We start from the raw sequence: 23,452 nt of genomic DNA on the forward strand, positions 1-23,452 counted from the left end.
GCAATCGACAACGCAGCGCGTGCGCCGACGGGCGTCCCGCCCGCCCGGCCCGCCCAAAAGCGAGCCCAGCAACGCCGACGACATCGAGTCCGTTATCCCGGCCGAGGCGCCCGCGGATACCAAGGACCCGAAGAAGGAGTCCACGGCCAAAGCCAAGACCAAGCCCGCCAAGCCGCTGACAGCCGTGCGCCCGCCGCCTCGGCGGCCCGCGCACCGCAGGCTGGTCGGCTGGGTCAGTCTGGCCGCGGCGTTGCTGATAGTCGGCGCGCTGGCGGCCGGCGTGACCGCGATGGTCGTGCAGCGCCGCCACGCCGAGGCCGAGCAGGCACGCGAGCAGCGCTTCGTCGACACCGCCACCCAGACGGTGGTCAACATGTTCAGCTACACGCCCAACACCATCGACGAGGCCGTCAACCGCTTCGTCAACGGCACCAGCGGCCCGCTGCGCGGGATGCTCAACGCCAACAACAACGTCGACAACCTCAAGGGCCTGTTCCGTGCCACTAACGCCACCTCGGAGGCCGTCGTCAACGGGGCTGCGCTGGAAGGGATCGACACCGTCAGCGACAATGCGTCGGTGCTGGTATCGGTGCGGGTCACGGTGGCCGACATCGACGGCGTCAACAAGCCGTCCATGCCCTACCGGCTGCGGGTGATCGTGCACGAGGACGACGCCGGGCACATGAGCGGATACGACCTGAAGTATCCCGACGGGGGTAACTGATGCGGCGGTTGCTGCGCGGCCTGCTCAGGGTCGCCGGCACCCTGCTGGTCGCGGCCATCGTCGGCTTGGCCGCGGTAGGCGGCTGGCTCTACTGGGACCGGGTGGAGACCCGGGGCGAAGCGGCGGCGCGCGCGGTGCTGCCCCAGCTGGCCGCCAAGGAGATACCTCAGGTCTTCGCCTACGACTACCAGACCGTCGAACGCAGCCTCAACGATGCGTATCCGCTGCTGACACCCGACTATCGCCACGAATTCCAGAAAAGCGCCAACGCGCAGATCATTCCGGAGGCCAAGAAGCGCGAAGTGGTGGTTCAGGCGAACGTGGTGGGTGTGGGAGTCATTGCGGCCAAAAGGAATTCGGCATCGGTGATGGTCTACATGAATCGCACCGTGACCGACAAGACCCGGCAGCCGCTCTACGACGGCAGCCGGCTGCGGGTGGATTTCAAGCGCATCGACGGTAAGTGGTTGATCGCTTACATCACACCGATCTAAGCGGTCTCTAACGTACGTTTGAGTTGCCAGCCGTACTGTTTCAGCGATCTTGCTGTCAACATCTCGTAGTGATTGCAGTCGACCGAATGCGCGGTGATGTGGCCGGTGACGTAGCGTCGCCACCTTCGGATACGCCATCGTGAGCGCAAGCGACGCGCAGCCGAGAAGATGACCATGTCGCCCTTGAACACATCTGGCACGTGTCTGCGCAAAAGTGACAGATTGGCATTCGCGCTGCCAAGCCGGAACTTGCTGGCGCTGAGCGAATCGTCAAGCAGGACAAGCCGTTCGACCACGCATCCGCGTCGCTGCAGCTCTACGGCCAGCTCATGGGCGACGACGCCGCCGAACGACCACCCCAGCAGCTTGTAAGGCCCTGCGGGATAAGCGGTTTGGATTCGGTCGGCATAGCTGTGCGCCATACGGCGAATCGATCCGGGTTCAGCTTCGCCATGCTGGGGCATTTGGTCGATACCGATGATCGGGCACTCCAAGTAGTCGCTCAACGCCCGATACGACCAGCTCAGGCCCAGGCCGTCATGAACACACAGCAACGGAACTCCGGTGCCCTCTTTGATGACCTCCACCGGGGCTGGCTCAGCGGCACTGTCATCGGCGTTGAGCCGCTGGCTGAGGTTTCGCACCGACGGCGCGTCGAACAACACACGCACCGCCAGGCATCGATCAAAGGACTTGTTGATCGCCGCGATCACGCGCATCGCCGACAGCGAATCCCCACCCAGGTCGAAGAACGAGTCATCGACCCCAACCCGCTGCACACCCAGAACTTGGGCGTAGATCCCGGCCAGGAACTCCTCCACAGCGGTCGCTGGCACGCGGTAGCGAGCCGTGTCCCGATACTCCGGCGCCGGCAGCGCACGCATGTCGAGTTTGCCGTTGACCGTCAACGGCAGCCCGCCTAACACCACCACCGCGGCCGGAACCATGTAGGCCGGCAGCCGTTCGGCCAGCGTGGCCCGCACTCCGGCCGGGTCAGCGGTCCCGGTGACATAACCCACCAGGCGTTTGTCGCCCGGGCGGTCCTCCCGGACGATCACCACCGCCTGCTGCACACCATCGAGCCGGGCCAGCGCCGCCTGAATGTCGCCGAGCTCGATGCGATACCCGCGGATCTTGACCTGCTCATCAGCGCGACCGACGTAGTCCAGCTGGCCATCGGTGCGCCACCGCACGAGATCCCCGCTGCGATACATACGTGCCCCGGCTCCGCCGAACGGGCAAGCCACAAACCGCGACGCGGTCAAGCCCGTGCGGCCGACGTAGCCGACGCCCACGCCGCGACCGGCCACATACAACTCGCCGACTACCCCCGGCGGCACCGGCCGCAACCAGCCGTCCAGCACGAAGAACGCGGCGCCCGACACTGGCGAGCCGATCGGCGGGGCGGCTGACCCTGGTCCGCTCGAAGTCAAAGGCGCACTCATCGATACGAGCACCGTGGTTTCGGTCGGTCCGTAGGCATTGATCATCAGCCGGCCCGGAGCCCAGCGGTCCACTATCTCGGCCGGGCACGTCTCGCTTCCGGTCACCAGAGTCACCGACTCCAAACCCTCGGGTGAGAGCATCCCCACCGCCGACGGCGTCTGGACGAGGACACTGACGCCTTCGTTGATGAGCAAGTCGTGGAAGTCTGCCGGCGAGCCGGCCACCTGCTCGGGCACCACCACCAACCGCCCGCCGCCCAGCAGCGCACCAAAGATCTCCCACGCCGATACATCGAAGGCCAACGAGTGCCACTGCGTCCACACGCCCGGCGTCGGCAGGCCGGTGTCCTGCGCCTCGATCAGCTGGATGATGTTGTTGTGGGTGATGGCCACGCCCTTGGGAGTGCCGGTGGTGCCCGAGGTGTAGATCAGGTAGGCGATGTTGTCGGCGGGGGGCGCGGGTAATGCGTTGCAGGGCTGGGCATTAAGCGCCGGGGCCGCAAGATCGCCGATATCGACGACGGTCAGATCGCACCCGGCCAGCCGCGCCCGCAGGCTCGCCGTGCTGATGACCACCATCGGCGCGGCATCGGCCAACATGAACTCGATCCGGGCCGTCGGGTGCGCCGCGTCGATCGCCAGGTAAGCCGCCCCGGTTTTGAGCACGGCCAGAATCGCTACGACGGCGTGGGCTGAGCGTTCCAGCAGCAACGCTGCGCAGGCGCCCGGACCGACGCCATGATCAGATAGCAAGTGCGCCAACCGGTTAGCGGTCTCTTCGAGTTCCCGGTAGGTCATCGACAGCTCTCCGGATGTCACCGCCTCCGCGTCCGGGGTTCGCGCCGCCTGCGCGGCGAACTTGGCCGGAACCGACACCGTCGGCGCCGGGGCCTGCCCCGTCAACACGACGCGGTTGCCGATCTCAGCCAGGCGGGCGTGCTCGGCCTCGTCGAGCAGGTCGATCGACGAGAACCGCCGTGACGGGTCGGCCGTCATTGTCGACAACACCCGATGCAACCGATCGACGAGCAATGTGATGCTGGCCGCGTCGAACACGTCGGTGCGAAATTCCACCTCGCCGTGAATTCCGGCGGGTTCGCCGGCCTCGGTCCACCGTTCAGCCATTGCGAACGCCAGGTCCATCCGGGCGATGCGAGCGTCGAGCGGCAGTGCCGTGACCTGCAGATCGCCCAACACCGACCCGCCGCTGAGGTCAGTGTCCTGCCGATGCTGCCAGCCCAACATCACCTGAATCAGTGGGTGATGGGTCAGGCTCCGGGTTGGGTTGAGCCGCTCCACCAGCACCTCGAACGGCAGATCTTGATGGTCGTAGGCGGCCAGACTGCGCGCCCGGACCTGTTCGAGTAACTCGCCTACCGTGGGATCTCCGACGATCTTCACCCGCAAAACCAGGGTATTGACGAAACACCCGACCAGCTCATCCAGTGCGGGGTCTTGGCGCCCTGCGATCGGAAAACCAACCGCCACATCGGAACTCGCGCTGATCTTGGCCAGCAAAACCGCCAGGGCCGCCTGCATCACCATGAAGCCGGTCGCGCCGTGCTCACTGGCCACCGCACGCACCCGCTGCTGCAACTCGGCGGGCCAATTCACCACCACCGTCGCGCCTCGCTGATCGGCCACCGGTGGATAGGGCCGATCGGTGGGCAGTTGCATGCGCTCAGGCAGCCCGGCCAGGGCCTCTCGCCAGTAGGTCAGCTGCCCGGCGATGCGGCTGTCGCTGTCGTCGAGATCGCCCAACTGCGCGCGCTGCCACAGCGTGTAGTCGGCATACTGCACCGGCAAAGCCGCTTGGTCGGGGGCCTGCCCGACGCGCCGGCTGGCATAGGCCACTTCGAGATCTCGCACCAAAGGGGCGATCGACCAGCCGTCTGCGGCGATGTGGTGCACCACCAGTGCTAGCACATGCTCGTCGTCGGATAGGTGGAAAAGTATTGCCCGCAAGGGGATTTCGTTCGTCAGGTCGAACGGGTTGCCGGCCGCGTCGGCGATGGCCGCAGCAACCCGACGTTCCGGCCACCCGGTGACATCAATGTGCTGCCAACCGAACTCCGCGCGCTCCGCCGGGACAATTACCTGCTGTGGGATCCCGTCGGGGGCGGCGAACCGTGTGCGCAGGCTTTCATGGCGGCCCACCACATCGGTCAGCGCGGCGCCCAGCGCGTCGGCGTCCAGCCGCCCGCCTAACTGCAACGCGGCTGCCATGTTGTAGACCGGTGACGGCCCGTGCAGCTGCTCCAGGAACCACAAGCGCTGCTGAGCGAACGACAACGGCACCACCGCGGGCCGCGGACCGGCCACCAACGGATCCAGCCCAGGCCCCGTGCCGAGCCGATGCACCAACTGGGCCACCGTCGGCGAATCGAACAACGCCCGCACCGAAAGATCGGCGTCCAACGACTTGTTGATCGCCGCGATAACCCGCATTGCCGACAGCGAATCCCCGCCCAGGTCGAAGAACGACTCCTCCACACTGACGCGCTCCGCGCCGAGCACCCGTGCGTAGATCCCGGCCAGCACCTCCTGTACCGCGGTCGCCGGCGCTCGGTACTCACCGGCGGCATATTCGGGGGCAGGCAGGGCGCGTTGATCGAGTTTGCCGTTGACTGTCAGCGGCATCGCCTCCATGCACACCACAGCGGCGGGCACCAGGTAGGCCGGCAGCTGCTCGGCCAGCTGGGTGCGTACCTTGGCCGGGTCTGCCGTCCCCGTGATGTAGCCGACCAAGCGTTTGTAGCCGGGACGGTCCTCGCGGGCGACGACGACCGCATGCTCGACCCCGTCCAGGCCGGCCAGGGCTTCGCGGACTTCGCCGAGTTCGATGCGATATCCGCGGATTTTGACCTGGTCGTCGGTGCGCTTCAGATAGTGCAGTTGGCCGTTGGTGTCCCACCAGACCAAGTCGCCGGTGCGGTACATGCGGGTGGGTTGTGCTGTCGGGGCGAAGGGGCAGGCCACAAATCGCGATGCGGTTAGTCCCGGGCGCCGCCAGTATCCGCAGCCCACGCCGGCTCCGGCAATGTACAGTTCGCCGACTACTCCGGTGGGTACGGGGCGTAGCCATTCGTCGAGTACGAACAAGGCCGCGGTCGGTAGCGGAGCGCCGATCGGGGGCGTGCCCGTGCCCGGCTTCAGCGGTGTGCTCAATGCGACCCACATGGTGGTTTCGGTGGGGCCGTATTGGTTGATCATGACGTGCCGGGGAGTCCAGCGTTCGACGGCTTCGGCAGGGCACGGTTCGCCGCCGACCAGCAGGGTGATTGGTTCCAGGTCCGGTGGCGAGAGCATGCCTGCCGCGGTGGGTGTTTGGCTCAAGACGTTGACCCGTTCGGTGATCAGTAGGTTCTGCAGGTCTTTTGGTGAGGCGGCCACCGATTCGGGCACCACGACAAGTCGCCCACCGCGCAGTAGGGCGCCGAAGATTTCGTATCCGGAGATGTCGAAGCTGTAGGAGTGCCATTGCGACCAGACCTGGGTGGGTCCGGGGGCCAGGTCCGTGTGGTCGAGTGCGTTGATCAGCTGGGTGACGTTGCGGTGCGTGATGGCAACGCCTTTGGGGTTGCCGGTGGTGCCCGAGGTGTAGATGACGTAGGCGATGTTGTCGGCGGCCGGTGTTGGTAGCGGCGTGTTGGGGTGAGTGTGGATGTGTGGATCTTCGACATCGATGACGAGCAGATCCTGTCGGTTGAGGCGCGGGGCCAGCTCGGTGGTGGTGATCGCGGCGATGGGTGCGGCGTCCTCGAGCATGAACTGGATGCGGGCCGCGGGGTGTGCGGGGTCGATAGGCAGGTAGGCGGCTCCGGCTTTTAGTACTGCCAGCATCGCGGTGACCGCTTGGGTGCAGCGCGAGAACAGTAGCGCTACGTGCGTGCCAGGACCGATGCCGTGGCTGGTGAGTAAGTGCGCCAACCGGTTTGCGGCCTCGTCGAGTTGCCGGTAGGTCAGGCGGCGGCCTTGGCAGGTCAGTGCCGGCGCGTGGGGTGTGCGGACGACGTGGGCGGCGAACAGCTGCGGGATCGACGGTGCCGGCGTGACGGCTGCAAGCGCGGCGCGGTTGCCGACGTGCTCCAGGTGGGTGCGTTCGGCGTCGTCGAGCACGTCTATCGAGGACACCCGTCGCGTCTGGTCGGCGGCGATCGCTTCGAGCACCCGTTGAAAGCGCTGGATCAGTGTTTCGATGCTGGCCGCGTCGAACACGTCGGTGCGAAATTCGACCTCGCCGTGGATTCCCGCGGGTTGTTCGGTCTGGGTCCACCTTTCGGCCAGGGAAAACATCAAGTCCATGCGGGCGGTGCGGGTCTCTAGCGTGATCGGTGTGACCCGGAGATCGCCCAGGGTCAGCCCGGTGGTGGGGCCGGTGTCCTGGCGGGTGAAGTTCTGCCAGGCCAGTACCACCTGGATCAGCGGATGGTGGGTCAGGCTACGGATGGGGTTGAGCCGGTCCACCAATACTTCGAAGGGGACGTCTTGGTTTTCGTAGGCGGCCAGGCTGCGTTCTCTTACCTGAGTCAGCACCTCGGCGATAGTGGGATCCCCGGCCAGGCCGACGCGCAGCACCAACGTGTTGACGAAAAATCCGACCAGTTCGTCGAGCGCGGCTTCGCGTCGTCCGGCGATCGGAAACCCTACCGCCACATCAGAATTGGCGCTCATTTTGGCTAGCAGCACCGTCAGGGCGGCCTGCACCACCATGAAACTGGTGGTGTTGTGGGTGCGGGCCGCCGCAAGCACCTGCTGGTGCAACTGTGCCGGCCAGTCGATGGCCACGCTGGCGCCGCGGTAGTCGGCCACCGGCGGATAGGGCCGGTCGGTGGGCAGGTGCAGGTGTTCGGCCATCCCGGCCAGGGCCTGTTCCCAGTAGCTCAACTGGGCGGCGATGCGGCTGTGGGGGTCGTCGAGATGTCCCAACTGGGCGCGTTGCCACAGCGTGTAGTCGATATATTGCACCGCCAGCGGCGCCCAGCGCGGGGCGTTCCCGGCGCAGCGGCTGGCGTAGGCCACTCCCAGGTCACGCACCAGTGGGGTGATCGACCAGCCGTCGCCGGCGATGTGGTGCACCACTACAACCAGCACGTGCTCGTCGTCGCTAATCCGCAAAAGCTCTGCCCGCAAGGGAATTTCGCTGGCCAGGTCGATGCTGACGCCGGCCGCGGCGATGATGGCCTGGTCGAGCCGGTCCTGCCGCCAGCCGCCGGCAGCTACCACCCGCCAACCGAAATCCGCTTGCTGTGCCGGGATAACTACTTGCCGGGGGACTCCCTCGGACGCCACGAAGAGTGTGCGCAGGGTTTCATGGCGGTCCACCACATCGCCTAGTGCGGCACAAAGCGTTTCGGGGTCAAGGAGCCCGCGCAGACGCAACGCCGCAGCCATGTTGTAGATCGGCGACGGCCCCTGCAACTGGTCGATGAACCACAACCGGCTCTGTGCGAACGACAACGGCACCACGGCCGGCCGCGGGCCGGCCACCAACGGCGCCAGCCCGGCCGAGCGCTGACCGGTGAGAGGCGTCAACTGCGCCACCGTGGGCGCCTCGAACACCATGCGCACCGAGAGATGAGTGTCCAACGCGGCATTGATCGCAGCGATCAAACGCATCGCCAGCAGCGAGTGACCACCCAGATCGAAAAACGAGTCGTCGATCCCAACCCGGCTCAACCCGAGTACCTCAGCGAACAATGTGGCCAGCACCTGCTCACGCTGATCGCGCGGCGGCCGGTATGCCACCGCGCTGGTGAACTCCGGAGTTGGCAAAGCCCGTCGATCAAGCTTGCCGTTGACGGTCAACGGGAACGATTCGATCGCCATGATCACCGCCGGAACCATGTATTCCGGTAACCGGGTGGCGGCAAACTGGCGCACCTCGGCGGCCCGATCGATAGCCGAGGGGTCGTTGGCGTAGCCGGCCGGGCAACCCAACGCCGTGGTGGATACGTAGAGATCCGACCACGCGGCAAGCTCGTCGGCCGGGCCGGTGCTGCGGGTGTAGATGAGGTCCATCAGCCCAGGCGTCGGCGACCAGGTCACCGCCACCGCGTAGCCCAGAGACTGCCCGAGCAACTGACATTGGTAGGGCAACTGCGCATCTGGCGCCGATGCGGCCGAGTCAGCCGTGCGCAACTGCGCCACCGGCACCGTGGCGTCGGCTTGCGCCAAGGCCTGCGCCAGCGCGACTTCGGGCCACAGCCCGCGATGTGGAACTGCGGTCACACGCAGCCCCGGCGGATGCCCGGACGCCAGATACGCGCCCAACGCGTTGAGGTTTCCGAATCGGTGCCACGGCTGGACCGGTAGATCTATCAGAGAGCGCACATGCACCGGTCCTTTGCGCAACACCACGTCGTATCGGTAGCAGCTGAGTTCGTTGACCGACGCCATCTGCTTGAGCCGGACATCGACGGCCGCGACGTCGGCGAACTGCTGGGGGAGGGCGGCAAAGAACTCCGGCGCCAGCAACAGTTCCTGCTCGGCGAGGATTTCCCGGCGCACCCGCTCTCGCATCACTGCGGCACCATCGTGGGCCGCGACGGCGCCGCCGCACAGCACCCCGGTGGTGAACGCCTGCAGCAACGTCAGGTTGCGCACGTCGCCGATGAACAACGACCCGCCCGGCGCCAGCGCCCGCAGCGCCAACCCCAGCACGTCGAGCAAATACCCTGCGCTCGGGAAGTACTGGACGACCGAGTTGAGCACCACCGCATCGAAATAGCCCGCCGGCAGTCCGTCGGCCACGTCCGCCGGCTGCGCGTGCAACCGGACCCGGTTTGCCCATGGTTTCGATGCCAGAGCGGCCTGCAATGACTGGATCGTTGTCGCGGAGATGTCCGTGCCCCAGTACTCGACACAGTTCGGGGCCAGCTGGGCAAGGAGCAGCCCGGTGCCGACGCCGATCTCTAACACCCGCGCCGCGCGCACCTCCCGGATACGATCCACCGTGGCAGCGCGCCATTCCCGCATCTGCTCGACTGGGATCGGTGCCCCGGTATAGCTGCTGATCCAGCCCCCGAAATCCTCCCCAAACTGCGCTGGCTCGACCGCCTCGACCGTCGACCCCGAATACACGCCGCCCCATACCCGCTGCCACTGCTCGACCAGCGCCGCCTCCCGCTCCGGCTCCCTCGCTAGCGTCGCCTGCCTGTCGAGGACGACATAACCCACCAATTGCTTTTCGCTAACGCCCTCGAGCACTCCTGGGACCGGGTGGGCGGTGACCACCGCCCGCGCGACCCGGGGATGGGCGGCCAGGACCGCCTCGATCTCACCGAGTTCGATGCGATACCCGCGGATCTTGACCTGCTCATCGGCGCGACCGACATAGTCCAGCTGGCCATCGGCGCGCCACCGCACCAGGTCCCCGGTGCGATACATGCGCGCCCTGGACCCGGCGAAGGGGCAGGCCACAAATCGCGAAGCGGTCAACCCGGGCCGCCGCCAGTACCCACACCCCACCCCGGCGCCGGCCGCATACAACTCACCGACCGCACCGGGGGGCACCGGCCGTAACCACTCGTCGAGGACGAACAACGCTGCCCCCCGCACCGGCGAACCGATAGGCGGGGCACCTACTCCAGGGGATAGCTGCTCGCTCAGTGCCACCCACATGGTGGTCTCGGTGGGGCCGTATTCGTTGATCATCACCCGCCCGGGTGCCCACCGTTGCACCAGCTCGGCGGGGCAGGGCTCACCGCCGACCAGCAACGTCACCGAGTCCAACCCATGCGGCGCCAATGCCGCTGCTGCAGAAGGGGTTTGGCATAAGACGCTGACTTCTTCACTGACCAGCAGCTCATGGAAGTCAGCGGGCGAGCTGGCCACGGATTCTGGCACCACCACCAACCGCCCACCATGCAGAAGTGCGCCGAAGATCTCCCAGCCCGAGATGTCGAAGCTGTACGAGTGCCATTGCGACCACACCTGCCCCGGTCCCGCCAAGGCGGCCCCGTCGAGTGAGTCGATGAGCTGGGTGACGTTGTGGTGGGTGATGGCGACGCCCTTGGGGACCCCGGTGGTGCCCGACGTGTAGATGATGTAGGCGATGTCATCGGGGGCCGGTGCGGGTGGCGCGGTGCTTGGTTGAGCCTGGGTTTGGGCGGCATCGATATCGATGACGAGCAGGTCGTGCCCGCTTAGCCGGCAGGCCAGGCTGCTAGCGGTTATCGCGGCGATCGGTGCGGCGTCATCGAGCATGAAGCCGATCCGGGCTGCAGGGTGTGCTGGGTCGATGGGCAGATAGGCCGCCCCGGTCTTGAGCACCGCCAGCATCGCCAGGATCGCCTCGGCGCACCGCTCGAACAGCAGCGCGACACACCCGCCCGGGCCCACGCCGTGTCTAATCAGCAAGTGCGCCAGCCGGTTTGCGGCAGCGTCGAGTTCGCCGTAGGTCAAGGAACGGTTCCCGCACACCAGCGCCACTGTCTCGGGGATGCGTGCGACTTGGGCGGCGAACAAAACCGGAATCGAACCCAAAGGTGCCGGAGCCCGCGCCGTCAGGACTGTCCGGTTGCCCCAGCCATCCACTCGGTGATGCTCGGCCTCGTCGAGCAGATCCATCGACGACAGCCGCCGGCAGGGGTCGGCGGTTATCGCCATGAGCACCCGCTCGAAGCGCTCGATGAGCGTCTCGATGCTGGCCGCGTCGAACACGTCGGTGCGAAATTCCACCTCCCCGCTGATGCCGGCGGGCGCACCGGCCCCGGTCCAGCGCTCGGCCAACGAAATCATCAGGTCCATGCGGGCGGTGTGGGTGTCCACCTGCAGCGGCGTGACCTCCAGTTCACCCAAGGTCAGCCCGGCGGGGCCGGGAACCTGCCGAGCGAAGTTCTGCCAGGCCAACAACACCTGGACCAGGGGGTGATGGGTCAGGCTCCGGGTAGGGTTTAGTCGGTCTACCAGCACCTCGAAGGGCACGTCTTGGTGTTCGTAGGCGGCGAGGCTGCGGGCTCGCACCTGGGCCAGCAACCCCGCGATGGTGGGATCTCCGCCCAGATCGACCCGCAACACCAAGGTGTTGACGAAGAACCCCACCAACTCATCGACTGCGGGGTCGCGGCGCCCGGCGATCGGGAATCCCACCGCCACTTCGCTGCTGGCGCTGAGCTTGCCCAGCAGCACCGCGAGCGCCGCCTGCATCACCATGAAACTGGTCGCGTTGTGCTCGCGGGCCACCCGCGCCACCCGCTGCTGCAGCTGCGCCGACCATTCCACCGAGACCCGGGCGCCGCGGTAATCAGCGACGGGCGGATAGGGCCGATCGGTGGGCAGCGCCAAGCGCTCGGGCAGCCCGGCCAGGGCTCCCTCCCAGTAGGCCAGCTGCGCGGCGATGCGGCTTTGGCTATCGGCCAGATCGCCCAGCTGCGCGCGCTGCCACAGCGTGTAATCGGCATACTGCGCCGGCAACGGTGTCCAGCCGGGGGCTTGTCCGGCGCACCGGCTCGCATAGGCCACACCGAGATCTCGCACCAGCGGGGTGAGTGACCAGCCGTCACCGGCGATATGGTGCACCACTGTCACCAGCGCGTGATCGTCGTCGCTGATTCGGAAAAGTGTTGCTCGCAACGGGATCTCGGCGTCCAGATTAAACGAGTGACACGCCGCGTCGTGGATGGCCGCGCTCAGCCGGCCTGCCGCCCAGCCAGTGGCGTCAACGATCCGCCAGCCGAAGTCGGCCCGCTCCAGCGGGATGACTACCTGCTGGGGTATCCCCGCAGGCGCCGGGAACAGCGTGCGCAGGCTTTCCTGGCGGTCGACCACATCGGTCAGCGCCGCACCCAGCGCGTCGACGTCAAGGCGCCCGCGCAGCCGCAACGCGACAGCCATGTTGTAGATCGGCGACGATCCCTGCAACTGGCCGATGAACCACAACCGGCTCTGGGCAAACGACAACGGCACCACGGCGGGCCGCGGGCCGGCGACCAGTGGCGCCAACCCGGCTGAACACTGACCAATGCGCGGCGCCAACTGCGCCACCGTGGGGGCCTCGAACACCATGCGTACCGAAAGGTGAGTGCCCAACCCGGCATTGACCGCAGCGATCAATCGCATCGCCGACAGGGAATCCCCGCCGAGGTCGAAAAACGATTCGTCAACCCCGACCCGTTCGACCCCGAGGATCCGGGTGTAGATGCCGGCCAGGATTTCCTCAGTCGGGCCGGCCGGGGCGCGGTAACGATCGGTGTTGGTGTAGTCCGGCGCGGGTAGGGCGCGTTGGTCGAGTTTGCCGCTAACCGTTAGCGGCATCGCATCGATCGCCATCACTATGGCCGGCACCATGTAGGCGGGGAGCCGTTCGCCCAGCTGGGTGCGCACCTTGGCCGGGTCTGCCGTCCCGGTCATATAACCGACCAGGCGGGTGTCGCCTGCGCCGTCCTCGCGGGCAATCGCAACTGCCTGCTCGACGCCGTCCAGCGCGACCAGCGCGGCACGGACTTCGCCGAGCTCGATGCGATAACCGCGGACTTTGACCTGTTCGTCGGAGCGCCTCAGGTAACGCAATTGGCCGTCAGCGCCCCAGCACACCAGATCCCCGGTGCGATACATGCGCGACCCCACCCCACCGAACGGGCACGCCACAAAGCGCGCTGCGGTCAACCCGGAACGGCGCCAATAGCCAACTCCCACACCATGTCCCGCCACATAGAGCTCACCCACCACACCGGCCGGCACCGGCCGCAACCACCGATCCAGCACGAACAATGCCGTCCCCGGCACTGGCGAGCCGATCGGCACTTGCGGACACGCCGGCTGCCCCGCCACTAACGGCGCACTTACCGCCGCATACACCGTGGCCTCCGTGGGACCGTAGGCGTTGATCATTACCCGGCCGGGTGCCCAGCGATCCACCAGCTCGCCTGGGCAGACCTCCCCGGCCACCACCAAGGCCGCCGACTCCAATCCCTGCGGTGCCAACATCGCAGCCGCCGAAGGGGTTTGGCTCAGCACACTTACTTTTTCGGCGACGAGTAGCGCGTGCAGGTCCGCCGGCGAGCCGGCCACCGACTCAGACACCACCACCAGCCGCCCACCATGCAGCAACGCGCCCCAGATCTCCCACACCGAGACGTCGAAGGCATAGGAGTGCCACTGCGACCACACCCCCGCCGACGGGAGGCGCGCCTGTGACGACAACAGCTGGGTGACGTTGTGGTGGGTGACGGCGACGCCCTTGGGCGCGCCGGTGGTGCCCGAGGTATAGATCAGGTAGGCCAGATTGTCAGCGGCCGGGGCGGGCAGGGGCGTGCTGGGTTGGCTGCCGATCATGGGGTTTTCACCAGCGCTGACGTCGATGACCACGAAGCCGTATTCGGGCAGCCGGCCGGCCAGCTCGCCGGTGGTGATCGCGGCGCTCGGTGCGGCGTCGCGCAGCATGAACTCGATCCGCGCCACCGGCAAACTCAAGTCGATCGGCAGATAGGCCGCCCCGGTCTTGAGTACCGCGACTATCGCCACTATCGCCTCGACCGACCTTGGCAACAGCAAAGCCACATAACCGCCTGGGCCCGCGCCATGACCAATCAGCAAGTGCGCCAGCCGGTTAGCGGCCTCATCGAGTTCCCGGTACGTCAGTGATCGGCCTTCGTGGGTCAGCGCGATCGCTTCGGGCGTGCGCGCGACCTGGGCGCCGAACAACGCCGGGATGGACGCCGACGGCGCCGGGGCCGGTGCGGTCAATGCCGCCCGGTTACCCCATTCGGCGACCTGGGTATGGTCATCGCTGCCAAGCACATCCACCGACGCCAACGACCGCCCGGGGTCGGCGACCATTGCCGTCAGTACCCGCCCGAAGCGCTCGATCAGCACCTCGATGCCGGCCGTGTCGAACACATCGGTGCGGAACTCCACGAATCCATTGATCCCGGCCGGCTCGCCGGCCTCGGTCCAGCGTTCGCCCAGCGAAATCATCAAATCCAAACGGGCGGTGCGGGTTTCCACCGCCATCGGCGTGACCTGCAGATCGCCCAGGATCGTCGTAGCGGTGGGATCGGTGTCTTGGTGGGTGAAGTTCTGCCACGCCAACATCACCTGGATCAGGGGGTGGTGGGTCAGGCTGCGGCCGGGGTTGAGTCGCTCCACCAACACGTCGAACGGCACGTCCTGGTGTTCGTAGGCGGCCAGGCTGCGCGCGCGTACCTGGGCCAACAACTCGCCGACGCTGGGTGCCTCCGTCAGGTCGACTCGCAGCACCAGGGTGTTCACGAAAAAGCCCACCAGTTCATCGAGTGCCGGGTCGCGTCGTCCGGCGATCGAGTACCCGATTGCCACGTCGCTGCTGTCGCCCAGCTTGCCCAGCAGAAGCGCAAGAGCGGACTGGATCACCATGAAACTGGTGGCGTTGTGCTTGCGGGCCACCGCACGCACCCGCTGGTGCAGCTCGGCGGGCCAATCCACCGGCACGCTGGCCCCGCGATAATCGGCAACCAGCGGATAGGGCCGGTCGGTCGGCAGCGCCAGGCGCTCGGGCAGCCCGGCCAGAGCCTGCTGCCAGTAGGCCAACTGCACGGCGATACGGCTATTGCGGTCATCGACGTCACCGAGCTGGGCGCGCTGCCAGAGGGTGTAGTCGACGTACTGGACCGGCAACGGCGCCCAACCCGCGGCTCGGCCCGCAGCACGGTTGACGTAGGCCGCCCCCAGGTCCCGCATCAGCGGGCTGATCGACCAGCCATCCGCGGCGATGTGGTGCACCACGACAACCAGTACGTGCTCGACCTCAGCGAGGCGGAAAAGTGTTGCCCGCAATGGGATTTCGGTCGCCAGATCGAATGTGTCGCGCGCCGCCGCGCTCAGGGCTTCGCTCAGCCGATCTTCCGGCCAGCCGCCGGCATCGACGACTTGCCAACCCGGCTGGGCCCGGTCCGCTGGCAGCACAACCTGCCGTGGTACCCCATCCACCGCGGCATACAGCGTGCGCAGGCTTTCGTGGCGGTTCAGCACATCGGCCAGGGCAGCGACCAGCGCGACCTCGTCCAGGCGCCCCCGCATCCGCAATGCCGCCGCCATGTTGTAGATCGGGGAGGGCCCCTGCAGCTGCTCGAGGAACCACAACCGATTCTGGGCGAACGACAGTGGCACCACCTCGGGCCGGGCGCCGGCCGTCAGCGGCGCCAGCCCACCCGAATCCTCGTCGATACGAGGCGCCAACTGGGCAATCGTGGGCGCCTCGAACAACATTCGCACCGTCAGACGGGAATCCAGCGCCGAGTTGACCGCGACCACCACCCGCATGGCCGATAGCGAATCTCCGCCCAGCTCGAAGAACGACTCCTGCACACCCACCCGTTCGGCGCCAAGCACCCGCGCATAGATCTCGGCCAGGATCTCCTCGATCGGAGTACCCGGCGCCCGGTACTCGCCGGAGGCGTATTCCGGTGCCGGTAGCGCGCGAACATCGAGCTTGCCGTTGAACTTCAGCGGCAAAGCGTCGATCACCACCACCGCGGCCGGAACCATGTAGGCCGGCAGCCGCTCGGCCAGAGCGGCCCGCGCCGCGCCCGGATCCACCGGACCGGTGACATACCCGACCAAGCGCTTCTTCCCAGGGCGGTCTTCGCGGGCGATCACCACGGCCTGTTCGACCTGATCCAGCTCGGCCAGCACCGCTTCGACCTCACCGAGCTCGATGCGGAACCCGCGGATCTTGACCTGCTCGTCGGCGCGTCCCACAATCCGCAGTTGTCCGTCGGCGTCCCACCGCACCAGGTCTCCGGTGCGGTACATCCGTGTTCCCGGCCGGCCGTGCGGGCACGCCAAGAATCGCGACGCGGTCAATCCGGCCCGTCGCCAATAGCCGATTCCCACTCCGGTACCGGCCACATACAACTCGCCCACCACGCCGGCCGGCACCGGCCGCAGCCACCCGTCCAGCACGAAGAACGCCGCCCCCGACAACGGTGAGCCGAGCGGCGGCGGCCCCGAACCCGCCTGCAACGGCGCGGTCGACGTGACGATCACGGTGGTTTCGGTGGGGCCGTAGACGTTGATCATCGTGCGCCCGCGGGCGGCCCAGCGGTCCACCAGCTCGCCCGGGCAATACTCGCTTCCGGTCACCAGGGTCATCGACTCCAGACCTTCAGGTGACAGCACCTGCACCGCGGACGGCGTCTGCACGAGAATGCCGACGCGTTCGGCGATCAGCAAGCGGCGGAAGTCTTCTGGTGAGCGGGCCACCGACTCGGGTATCACCACCAGCCGGCCGCCGCCCAACAGCGCACCGGCGATCTCCCACGCCGAAGGGTCGAAAGCCAACGAATGCCACTGCGCCCACACCCCTGGCGCTGGCAGGTCGATGTTCTGCGACTCGACCAGCGCGATGAGGTTATGGTGGGCGATGGCCACGCCCTTGGGCGTGCCGGTGGTGCCCGACGTATAGATGATGTAGGCGATGTCGTCCGGGGCCGGTGCCGGCAAACGCGTTGCCGGGTAGGCCCGGACGCCGGGTGCCTCGATGGCCTTGACGTCGAGGACCGGCAGGTCGAACCCGTCCAGCCGCTCCGTCAGCCCCGCCGTGCTGACGGCGACCACCGGCTCGGCATCGCCGAGCATGAACTCCACCCTGGCCCGCGGCAGCATTGGATCGATGGGCAGATATGCCGCCCCGGCCTTGAGTACCGACAGGATCGCGACGATCGCCTCGGCGCACCGCTCGAACAGCAATGCCACGCATCGGCCCGGGCCTGCGCCATGCTCAACGAGCAAGTGCGCCAACCGGTTTGCGGCCTCATCGAGTTCCCGGTACGTCAGCGACCGGCCCGCGCAGGTCAGTGCAACCGCCTCGGGTGCCCGGTCGGCATGGGCGGCAAACAACGCCGGAATCGACGCCATCCGGTCCGGTACCGGCCCGGTCACTACTGCCCGGTTTCCCCAGCTGTCCAACCGGGTGTGTTCGTCGGCACTGAGCAGATCGATCGAGGACAATGGGCGCCCCGGATCGTGCGCCATCGCGACGAACACCCGCTGCAGCCGCGCGATGAGCGTTTCGATTGCCGCACAATCGAACAGGTCGGCCCGGAATCCCACCCGAAGGTTCAGTTCGCTGCCCGGCACGATCTGCGCCGTGAGTGGGTAGTGGGTTTGTTCGCGGGCGCTGATGTCGGTGATCGTCAGCTCACCGGCACTTACCGAACCGTCGCCCGCATCGGCGGCCAACCGACGAACGTCTTCGGCGATCGCGGTGTCGATCGGGTAGTTCTCGTAGACGAAAAGCGTGTCGAACAGCTGTGTATGACCGGTGATCCGGTGCATCTCGCCCAGCGGCAAGTGCTGGTGCTCGAGGGTGTCGTTGTGGACGTTTTGCAGTTGTTCCAGCAAGTCTGCGGTGGTGGTCGAAGCCGTGATGAGCGCCCGAACCGGCACCGTGTTGATCAGCATGCCCACCATCGATTCCACCCCGGGCACCTCAGCCGGCCGGTTCGAGACGGTGACGCCGAACGCGACATCGTATTGACCGGTCAACCAGGCCAATAGCTGTGCCCAGGCGGCCTGCAGCACGATGTTGACGGTGGTGTGGCAGCTGCGCGCCAGGTCGGTCAGCGCGCGCGTGGTGCCGGCGGGTACCCGAACGGAGACGTGCCCCCGAGGCCCCAACCCCAACCGATCCGGGGGGCCGACCAGGGTCGGGGCATCGAAGCCGGCCAGCACCCCGCCCCAGGCCGCGCGGGCGGCGTCATCGTCCCGGTCGCTCAGGGCGTTGAGCAACGCGCGGTAACACCCCGGCTCGGGCAGCTGCTCCCGGTGATAGCCGGCAAAGATTTCGCGCACCATGATCGGCAGCGACCAGCCGTCCAGCACCAGGTGGTGATTGGTGAGCAGCAACCGGTGCCGGCATTCTGAGACCCGGATCAGCGCCGCCCGGAACGGCGGCTGGTGCGCCAGATCAGAGACCGAGCCGCGTTCGTCGGCGCAGACCCGCTCGATTCGCGCCGGGATGTCCGGGATGTCCGGGTCGCTCACGTCGACATAGCGCCACCCCAGCTCGGGATGTTCGGCGATGATCTGTACCGGCTGGTCGAACTCTTGGCTGAAGCGAGGCACCAGGTGGGGATGGCGGTTGACGAACGCTTGCACCGCGTCATGCATCCGGTTCGGGTCAAGTACGCCGGTCACGGTGAAGCTGAGCTGCAACCCGTATACCTCTCCCGGCTCCGCGTACTCGGTTGCGGTCTCGGCGTGGAAGAGCAGTCCGTGCTGCAGTGGGGTCAGCGGCAAAACGTCGGCGACCGGCTGGTGCCGGTGTAGCTCGTCGAGTTGCGCTTGGCTCAGGCGGACCGGGGCAATGTCGGACGGAGTCAAACCTCCTCCGCCGCTGCGGACATGTGCGCAGATGCCCTCAAGGGCTTCCAGCCATAGTCGGTTGAGTTCGGTGATCTGCGCGGGGTCGGCCACCGACGACGCCCATGCCCAGTCGGCTTGCAATTGCGGGCCGGCGTCGTTATCCACGGCCACGGTGTTGAGCTCCACCGCGTGCAGCAGCGGGATGACGGCGCTGGTGGTGGCGGAGCCCGCACCGGTGTCGGGGCAGATTCGCCAACCATCCGTTTCGGCCGTGGGTGCGCGATGCTGCACGTAGCTGAACCCGATGGTCGGCTCCGGGCTCCGGAAATGCGCGACGTGCCGGCCGCCGCGGGTTTGGTGCCGGAACTGTTCCTTGGCGTCCTTGATCGCTGTCCCCAGCGCCGCGTCGCCGGCCGTGACTTGCGACCAGCGCAGCCCAGCTAGAACCAGCGACACCGGATGTGTCGTGTTGAACCACCCCACCGTGTGCGACAGGTCGAGATCGGCGGCCAGTTCGTCGTGGCGCCCGTCGCCCACCAGGTCGATGGCGATCGGTGCATCCTCGGTGCCCAATGAACCCGAAGCCTCGGCCCACGCCAATCCCAACGCGATCAGCAAAATGTCTTGAGCGCTGGCGTGAAATGCCGCGGGCACCTCACCAAGCAGCAGACGGGTGGTCTGCGTGTCCAACGTCACCGACCGGTGCCCGGCGGTGGCGAAGCTGTCGGGCCTTGGGCAGTGCGCGTGTTCGCCCAGCAGCCCGGCCCACCGCTGAAACGACGTTCCCTTTATCGGTAGTGCAACCTGCTGGCCGTCACGGTGCTGCGCCCAGGCGGAATTGAGGTCTTCCAGCAAGATCGACCATGACATCGCATCCACGGCCAATTGATGAATCACCAAGACCAGCTGGGCAGCTTCGGCGAGCCACAGCGCGCTGAGCATCACTCCCGCGGCTGGATCCAACCGCGACCGAGCTGTGAGCAGCGCCGCATCGGACACTGCGGTCACCGGTTGCAAGCAGCTGCGCGCGTCCACCGAACCCGGTTCGGGCACCGACAGCGACCACTCGGCACCGTCGTCACCAACCCGCAACCGCAGCATGGCGTGCCGATCCAGCACGGCCTGCAACACCACGACCACATCGGCTTCGCCAGTTCCCGCCGGAGCCTGCACCACCATCGTCTGATGAAATCGCCGGACGTGCCCGCCGGTGCTTTGCAACCGGCGCATAATCGGCGTCGCCGGGACGGGCCCGACACCTTTATCGATCGGTGTCTGCGCACCGCTGGCCAAGCTGGCCGCGCGGGCCAGACCGGCGACGGTCTGCGCGACGAAAACGTCACGCGGCCGGCACACCACGCCGGCGGCGCGGGCCCGCGCTACCACCTGGATCGACATGATGCTGTCGCCGCCCAAGTCGAAAAATGCTTCGTCGACACCGACCCGCTCCAGCCCGAGCACCTCGGCGTAGATGTCGGCCAGGATTGCCTCGACCTGGGTGGACGGGGCTCGGTAACGATCGCTTTGGTGGTATTCCGGAGGCGGCAGGCCGCGTTTGTCGATCTTGCCGTTGACCGTGAGCGGCAGCGCCGCCATTGCTACCACCGCGGCCGGTACCAGGTAGCCGGGCAACCGGTGCGCCAGCTCCGCACGTATCGCTACCGGATCGACCGCGCCGGACACGTAGCCCACCAAACGCTTTTCGCCGGGGCGGTCCTCACGGATGATCGCCACCGCTTGCTCTACGCCGTCCGCTCCTGCCAGGGCTGCTTGCACTTCGCCGAGTTCGATGCGGTAGCCGCGGATTTTTACCTGCTCGTCGGCCCGCCCGACATACCGCAGTTGCCCGTCAGCGCCCCACCACACCAGATCCCCGGTGCGGTACATACGCCGACCCGCCCCGCCGAAGGGGCAGGCCACAAACCGGGTCGCCGTCAACCCGGCACGGCGCAGGTACCCGTAGGCCAGCCCGGCCCCGGCCACATACAACTCACCCACCACACCGGCTGGCACCGGACGCAACCATCCGTCCAGCACCGAAAAAGCGAGATGGGCCAACGGAACACCGATCGGGCTTGCGGGGTTATGGGTGTCGCGGTCGGCGATCTCGCGTACCGAGGCATGCACCGTGGTCTCGGTGATGCCGTACATATTGATCAGCCGCGGTAACCCCGGATGGTGGTGCAGCCAGTTCTTGAGACGCTGGGGTTCGAGCGCTTCACCGCCGAAAACCACGGTCTCGAGCTTGAGCTGATGTCCCAACTCGGGCGCCAGTGCGTCGGCGGCCTGCAGCGCATAAAACGCAGCCGGGGTCTGGCTCAAGACGCTGACTTGCTCGGTCACCAGCAGGGCGTGCAGTTCTTCGGGTGAGCGCAGCACCGGGTCGGGCACTACGACCAACCGCCCCCCGTGTAGCAACGCGCCCCAGATCTCCCACACCGAATAGTCGAAGGCGATGGAGTGGCACTGCGTCCATACCTGTCCCAGTTCCAGATCGGCATTGAGCGAGTCCAGCAATCGGGTCACGTTGCCGTGGGGAATGGCTGTACCTTTCGGCGTACCGGTGGTGCCTGAGGTGTAGATGATGTAAGCGACCTGGTCCGCGGTGGGCGGGGGTAATGCGGTGCGGGGCTGGTCACTCACGGCAGGGTCGGTCATAGCGACGACCAGTAGGTCGGCCCCGTCCAGTCGCGGGCGCAGGTCGGCGGTGGTGACCGTGGCAATCGGCGCGGCGTCGGTCAGCGTGAACTGAATGCGCGCGGCCGGATGCGTGGGATCGACAGGCAGATACGCCGCGCCGGTCTTGAGCACCGCCAGCATGGCCACGATCGCCTCAGCGCATCGCTCGAACAGCAACGCCACACAATCGCCCTGGCGGACGCCATGACCAATAAGCCAGTGCGCCAACCGGTTTGAATCATCATCGAGTTCCCGATACGTCAGCGACGCGCTAGCGCAGGTCACCGCCGGCGCGTCGGGTGCGCGGACGACCTGCGCTGCAAACAACTCCGGAATCGACGCCAACCGCGCCGGGGCCGGCGTCGTCAAGACTGCCCGGTTACCCCATGCATCCACTCGTATGCGTTCGTCCTCTTCCAGCAGATCCACCGATGACAATGCCCGGCGCGGATCAGCGGTCATCGAGACGAACAGGCGTTGCAGGCGTCGAGCTAAATCGGTGACATCAAAGTCCGAAAATGACTGCCCGGCACCCGACGGGCCGAGAAACAGGTCCTCGCCGGCGCTCAGGAAGAACAAGCCAAACCGGCCCTCCAGGCCGGAGCTGGTGTATGACACCGACGCCGACGTCCCGCCGAAGTCGAGTGAAATTCTGGACGGGATGAAATTGACCACTACCGTCTGGGCTGCGCTCCCTGTGCCGCGCGAATGAGCCTGTTTCAGATCGTGTACTGAAAACCGTTGGTGCTGAACAGCTTCGCGTATTCGCCGGTCCACGTGTTCACAAAAATCGGCAACGGAAGCTTCCGGCGATACGGTCAACGTCAGCGGCACAATCCCGGCGAACATCCCGGGAATCGTCTTGGACTCCGGGCTGACGCGCCTGTTGACCGGGAAGTCGAGCACCACCTCCGATGCGCCCTCAGCGCACCACCCGCGCACCAAGAGTGCGCAGGCGGCGGTGATCACCGACGACCGCGGCACGTTCAGGGAATCGGATAGCTCTTGGATTCGGGCAATAACCCAGGAGTCGAATGGCACCGGTTCGGCAGGCGAGACGAGATCAGACGCGCTGGACGTCCGTGGCAACCGGTAATTGGGTCCGCTCTCCGGCGGAAGGTTCCCAAGCCAATAATCGCGATCCCGCAGATAGTCTTCGGACGCTTCGTATTCGGACTCTTCGCGAACGAGATCTGGCAATGCACCGAAGAATGCGGGCGGTACGGCTTCTCCGGAAACCAGTGCAGAGTAAACCGTTGCGATCCGATGCCCGATGAGCGCAATACTGAATCCGTCGGCGACTATGTGGTGGACGCAGGCAAAGAAATGGAATTCATCCGGCCGCGTCCGAAAAAGGGCAAATTTGAACAGTGGGCCAGTGAGTGCCATGGGCGTGCGAACGATTGCCGACGCCAACTCATAGGCTTCGCGCACCGGGTCCTGCGAGTGTCTGAGGTCATGTTGCCTGAGTTCGACATCCGGGTCCGCAATCGCGCTTTGGTATACCTGCCCATCCACCTCGACGAAAGCGGCCCTTGCGGGTTCAGCCTCGTGCACCACTCGCCGGATCGCCCACTCGAGTACATCGGGCTGTATCCGGCCTTCAAGCCTGATGAACTGGCTGACCACCCATCCCGAACCGGAGTAGCCCGTTTCCTGGTCCAGCCATATATCCAGCTGTCCCCGCGTGAGCCGATGCAGCCCGTCGTCAGGGCCCGGCCGGCCCGTGCGCGCGCCCGGGTCAGCCATCGAAAACCCCTCCTTTCGTGGGCTTCTCGCGCAGACTGGCCAGGACGAAGAAGCAGCCGGTCAAGTAGGCGAAT

The 23,452-nt window shown here is 66.6% G+C and carries 2 protein-coding genes and 1 pseudogene; 2 read left to right on the top strand and 1 reads right to left on the bottom strand.

Features of this window, described 5'->3' with window-relative positions:
- Together AWC27_RS17200 and AWC27_RS17205 are read left to right on the top strand one after the other, a co-directional pair.
- On the top strand, window positions 1-724 hold a 724-nt coding region (locus AWC27_RS17200; RefSeq protein ID WP_139837059.1), incomplete at its 5' end, for a mammalian cell entry protein.
- A gap of 11 nt (window positions 725-735) precedes the next feature.
- Window positions 736-1,218, top strand: a complete 483-nt coding sequence (locus AWC27_RS17205) for a mammalian cell entry protein (RefSeq protein ID WP_139837060.1) — start codon at window positions 736-738, stop codon at window positions 1,216-1,218.
- A gap of 257 nt (window positions 1,219-1,475) precedes the next feature.
- Here the strand turns inward: AWC27_RS17205 and AWC27_RS17210 are convergent.
- Window positions 1,476-23,378, bottom strand: a pseudogene (locus tag AWC27_RS17210) (non-ribosomal peptide synthase/polyketide synthase); the annotation flags it as partial.
- Window positions 23,379-23,452: the final 74 nt, after the last annotated feature.

The organism is Mycobacterium szulgai, assembly GCF_002116635.1.
Lineage (GTDB): Bacteria > Actinomycetota > Actinomycetes > Mycobacteriales > Mycobacteriaceae > Mycobacterium > Mycobacterium szulgai.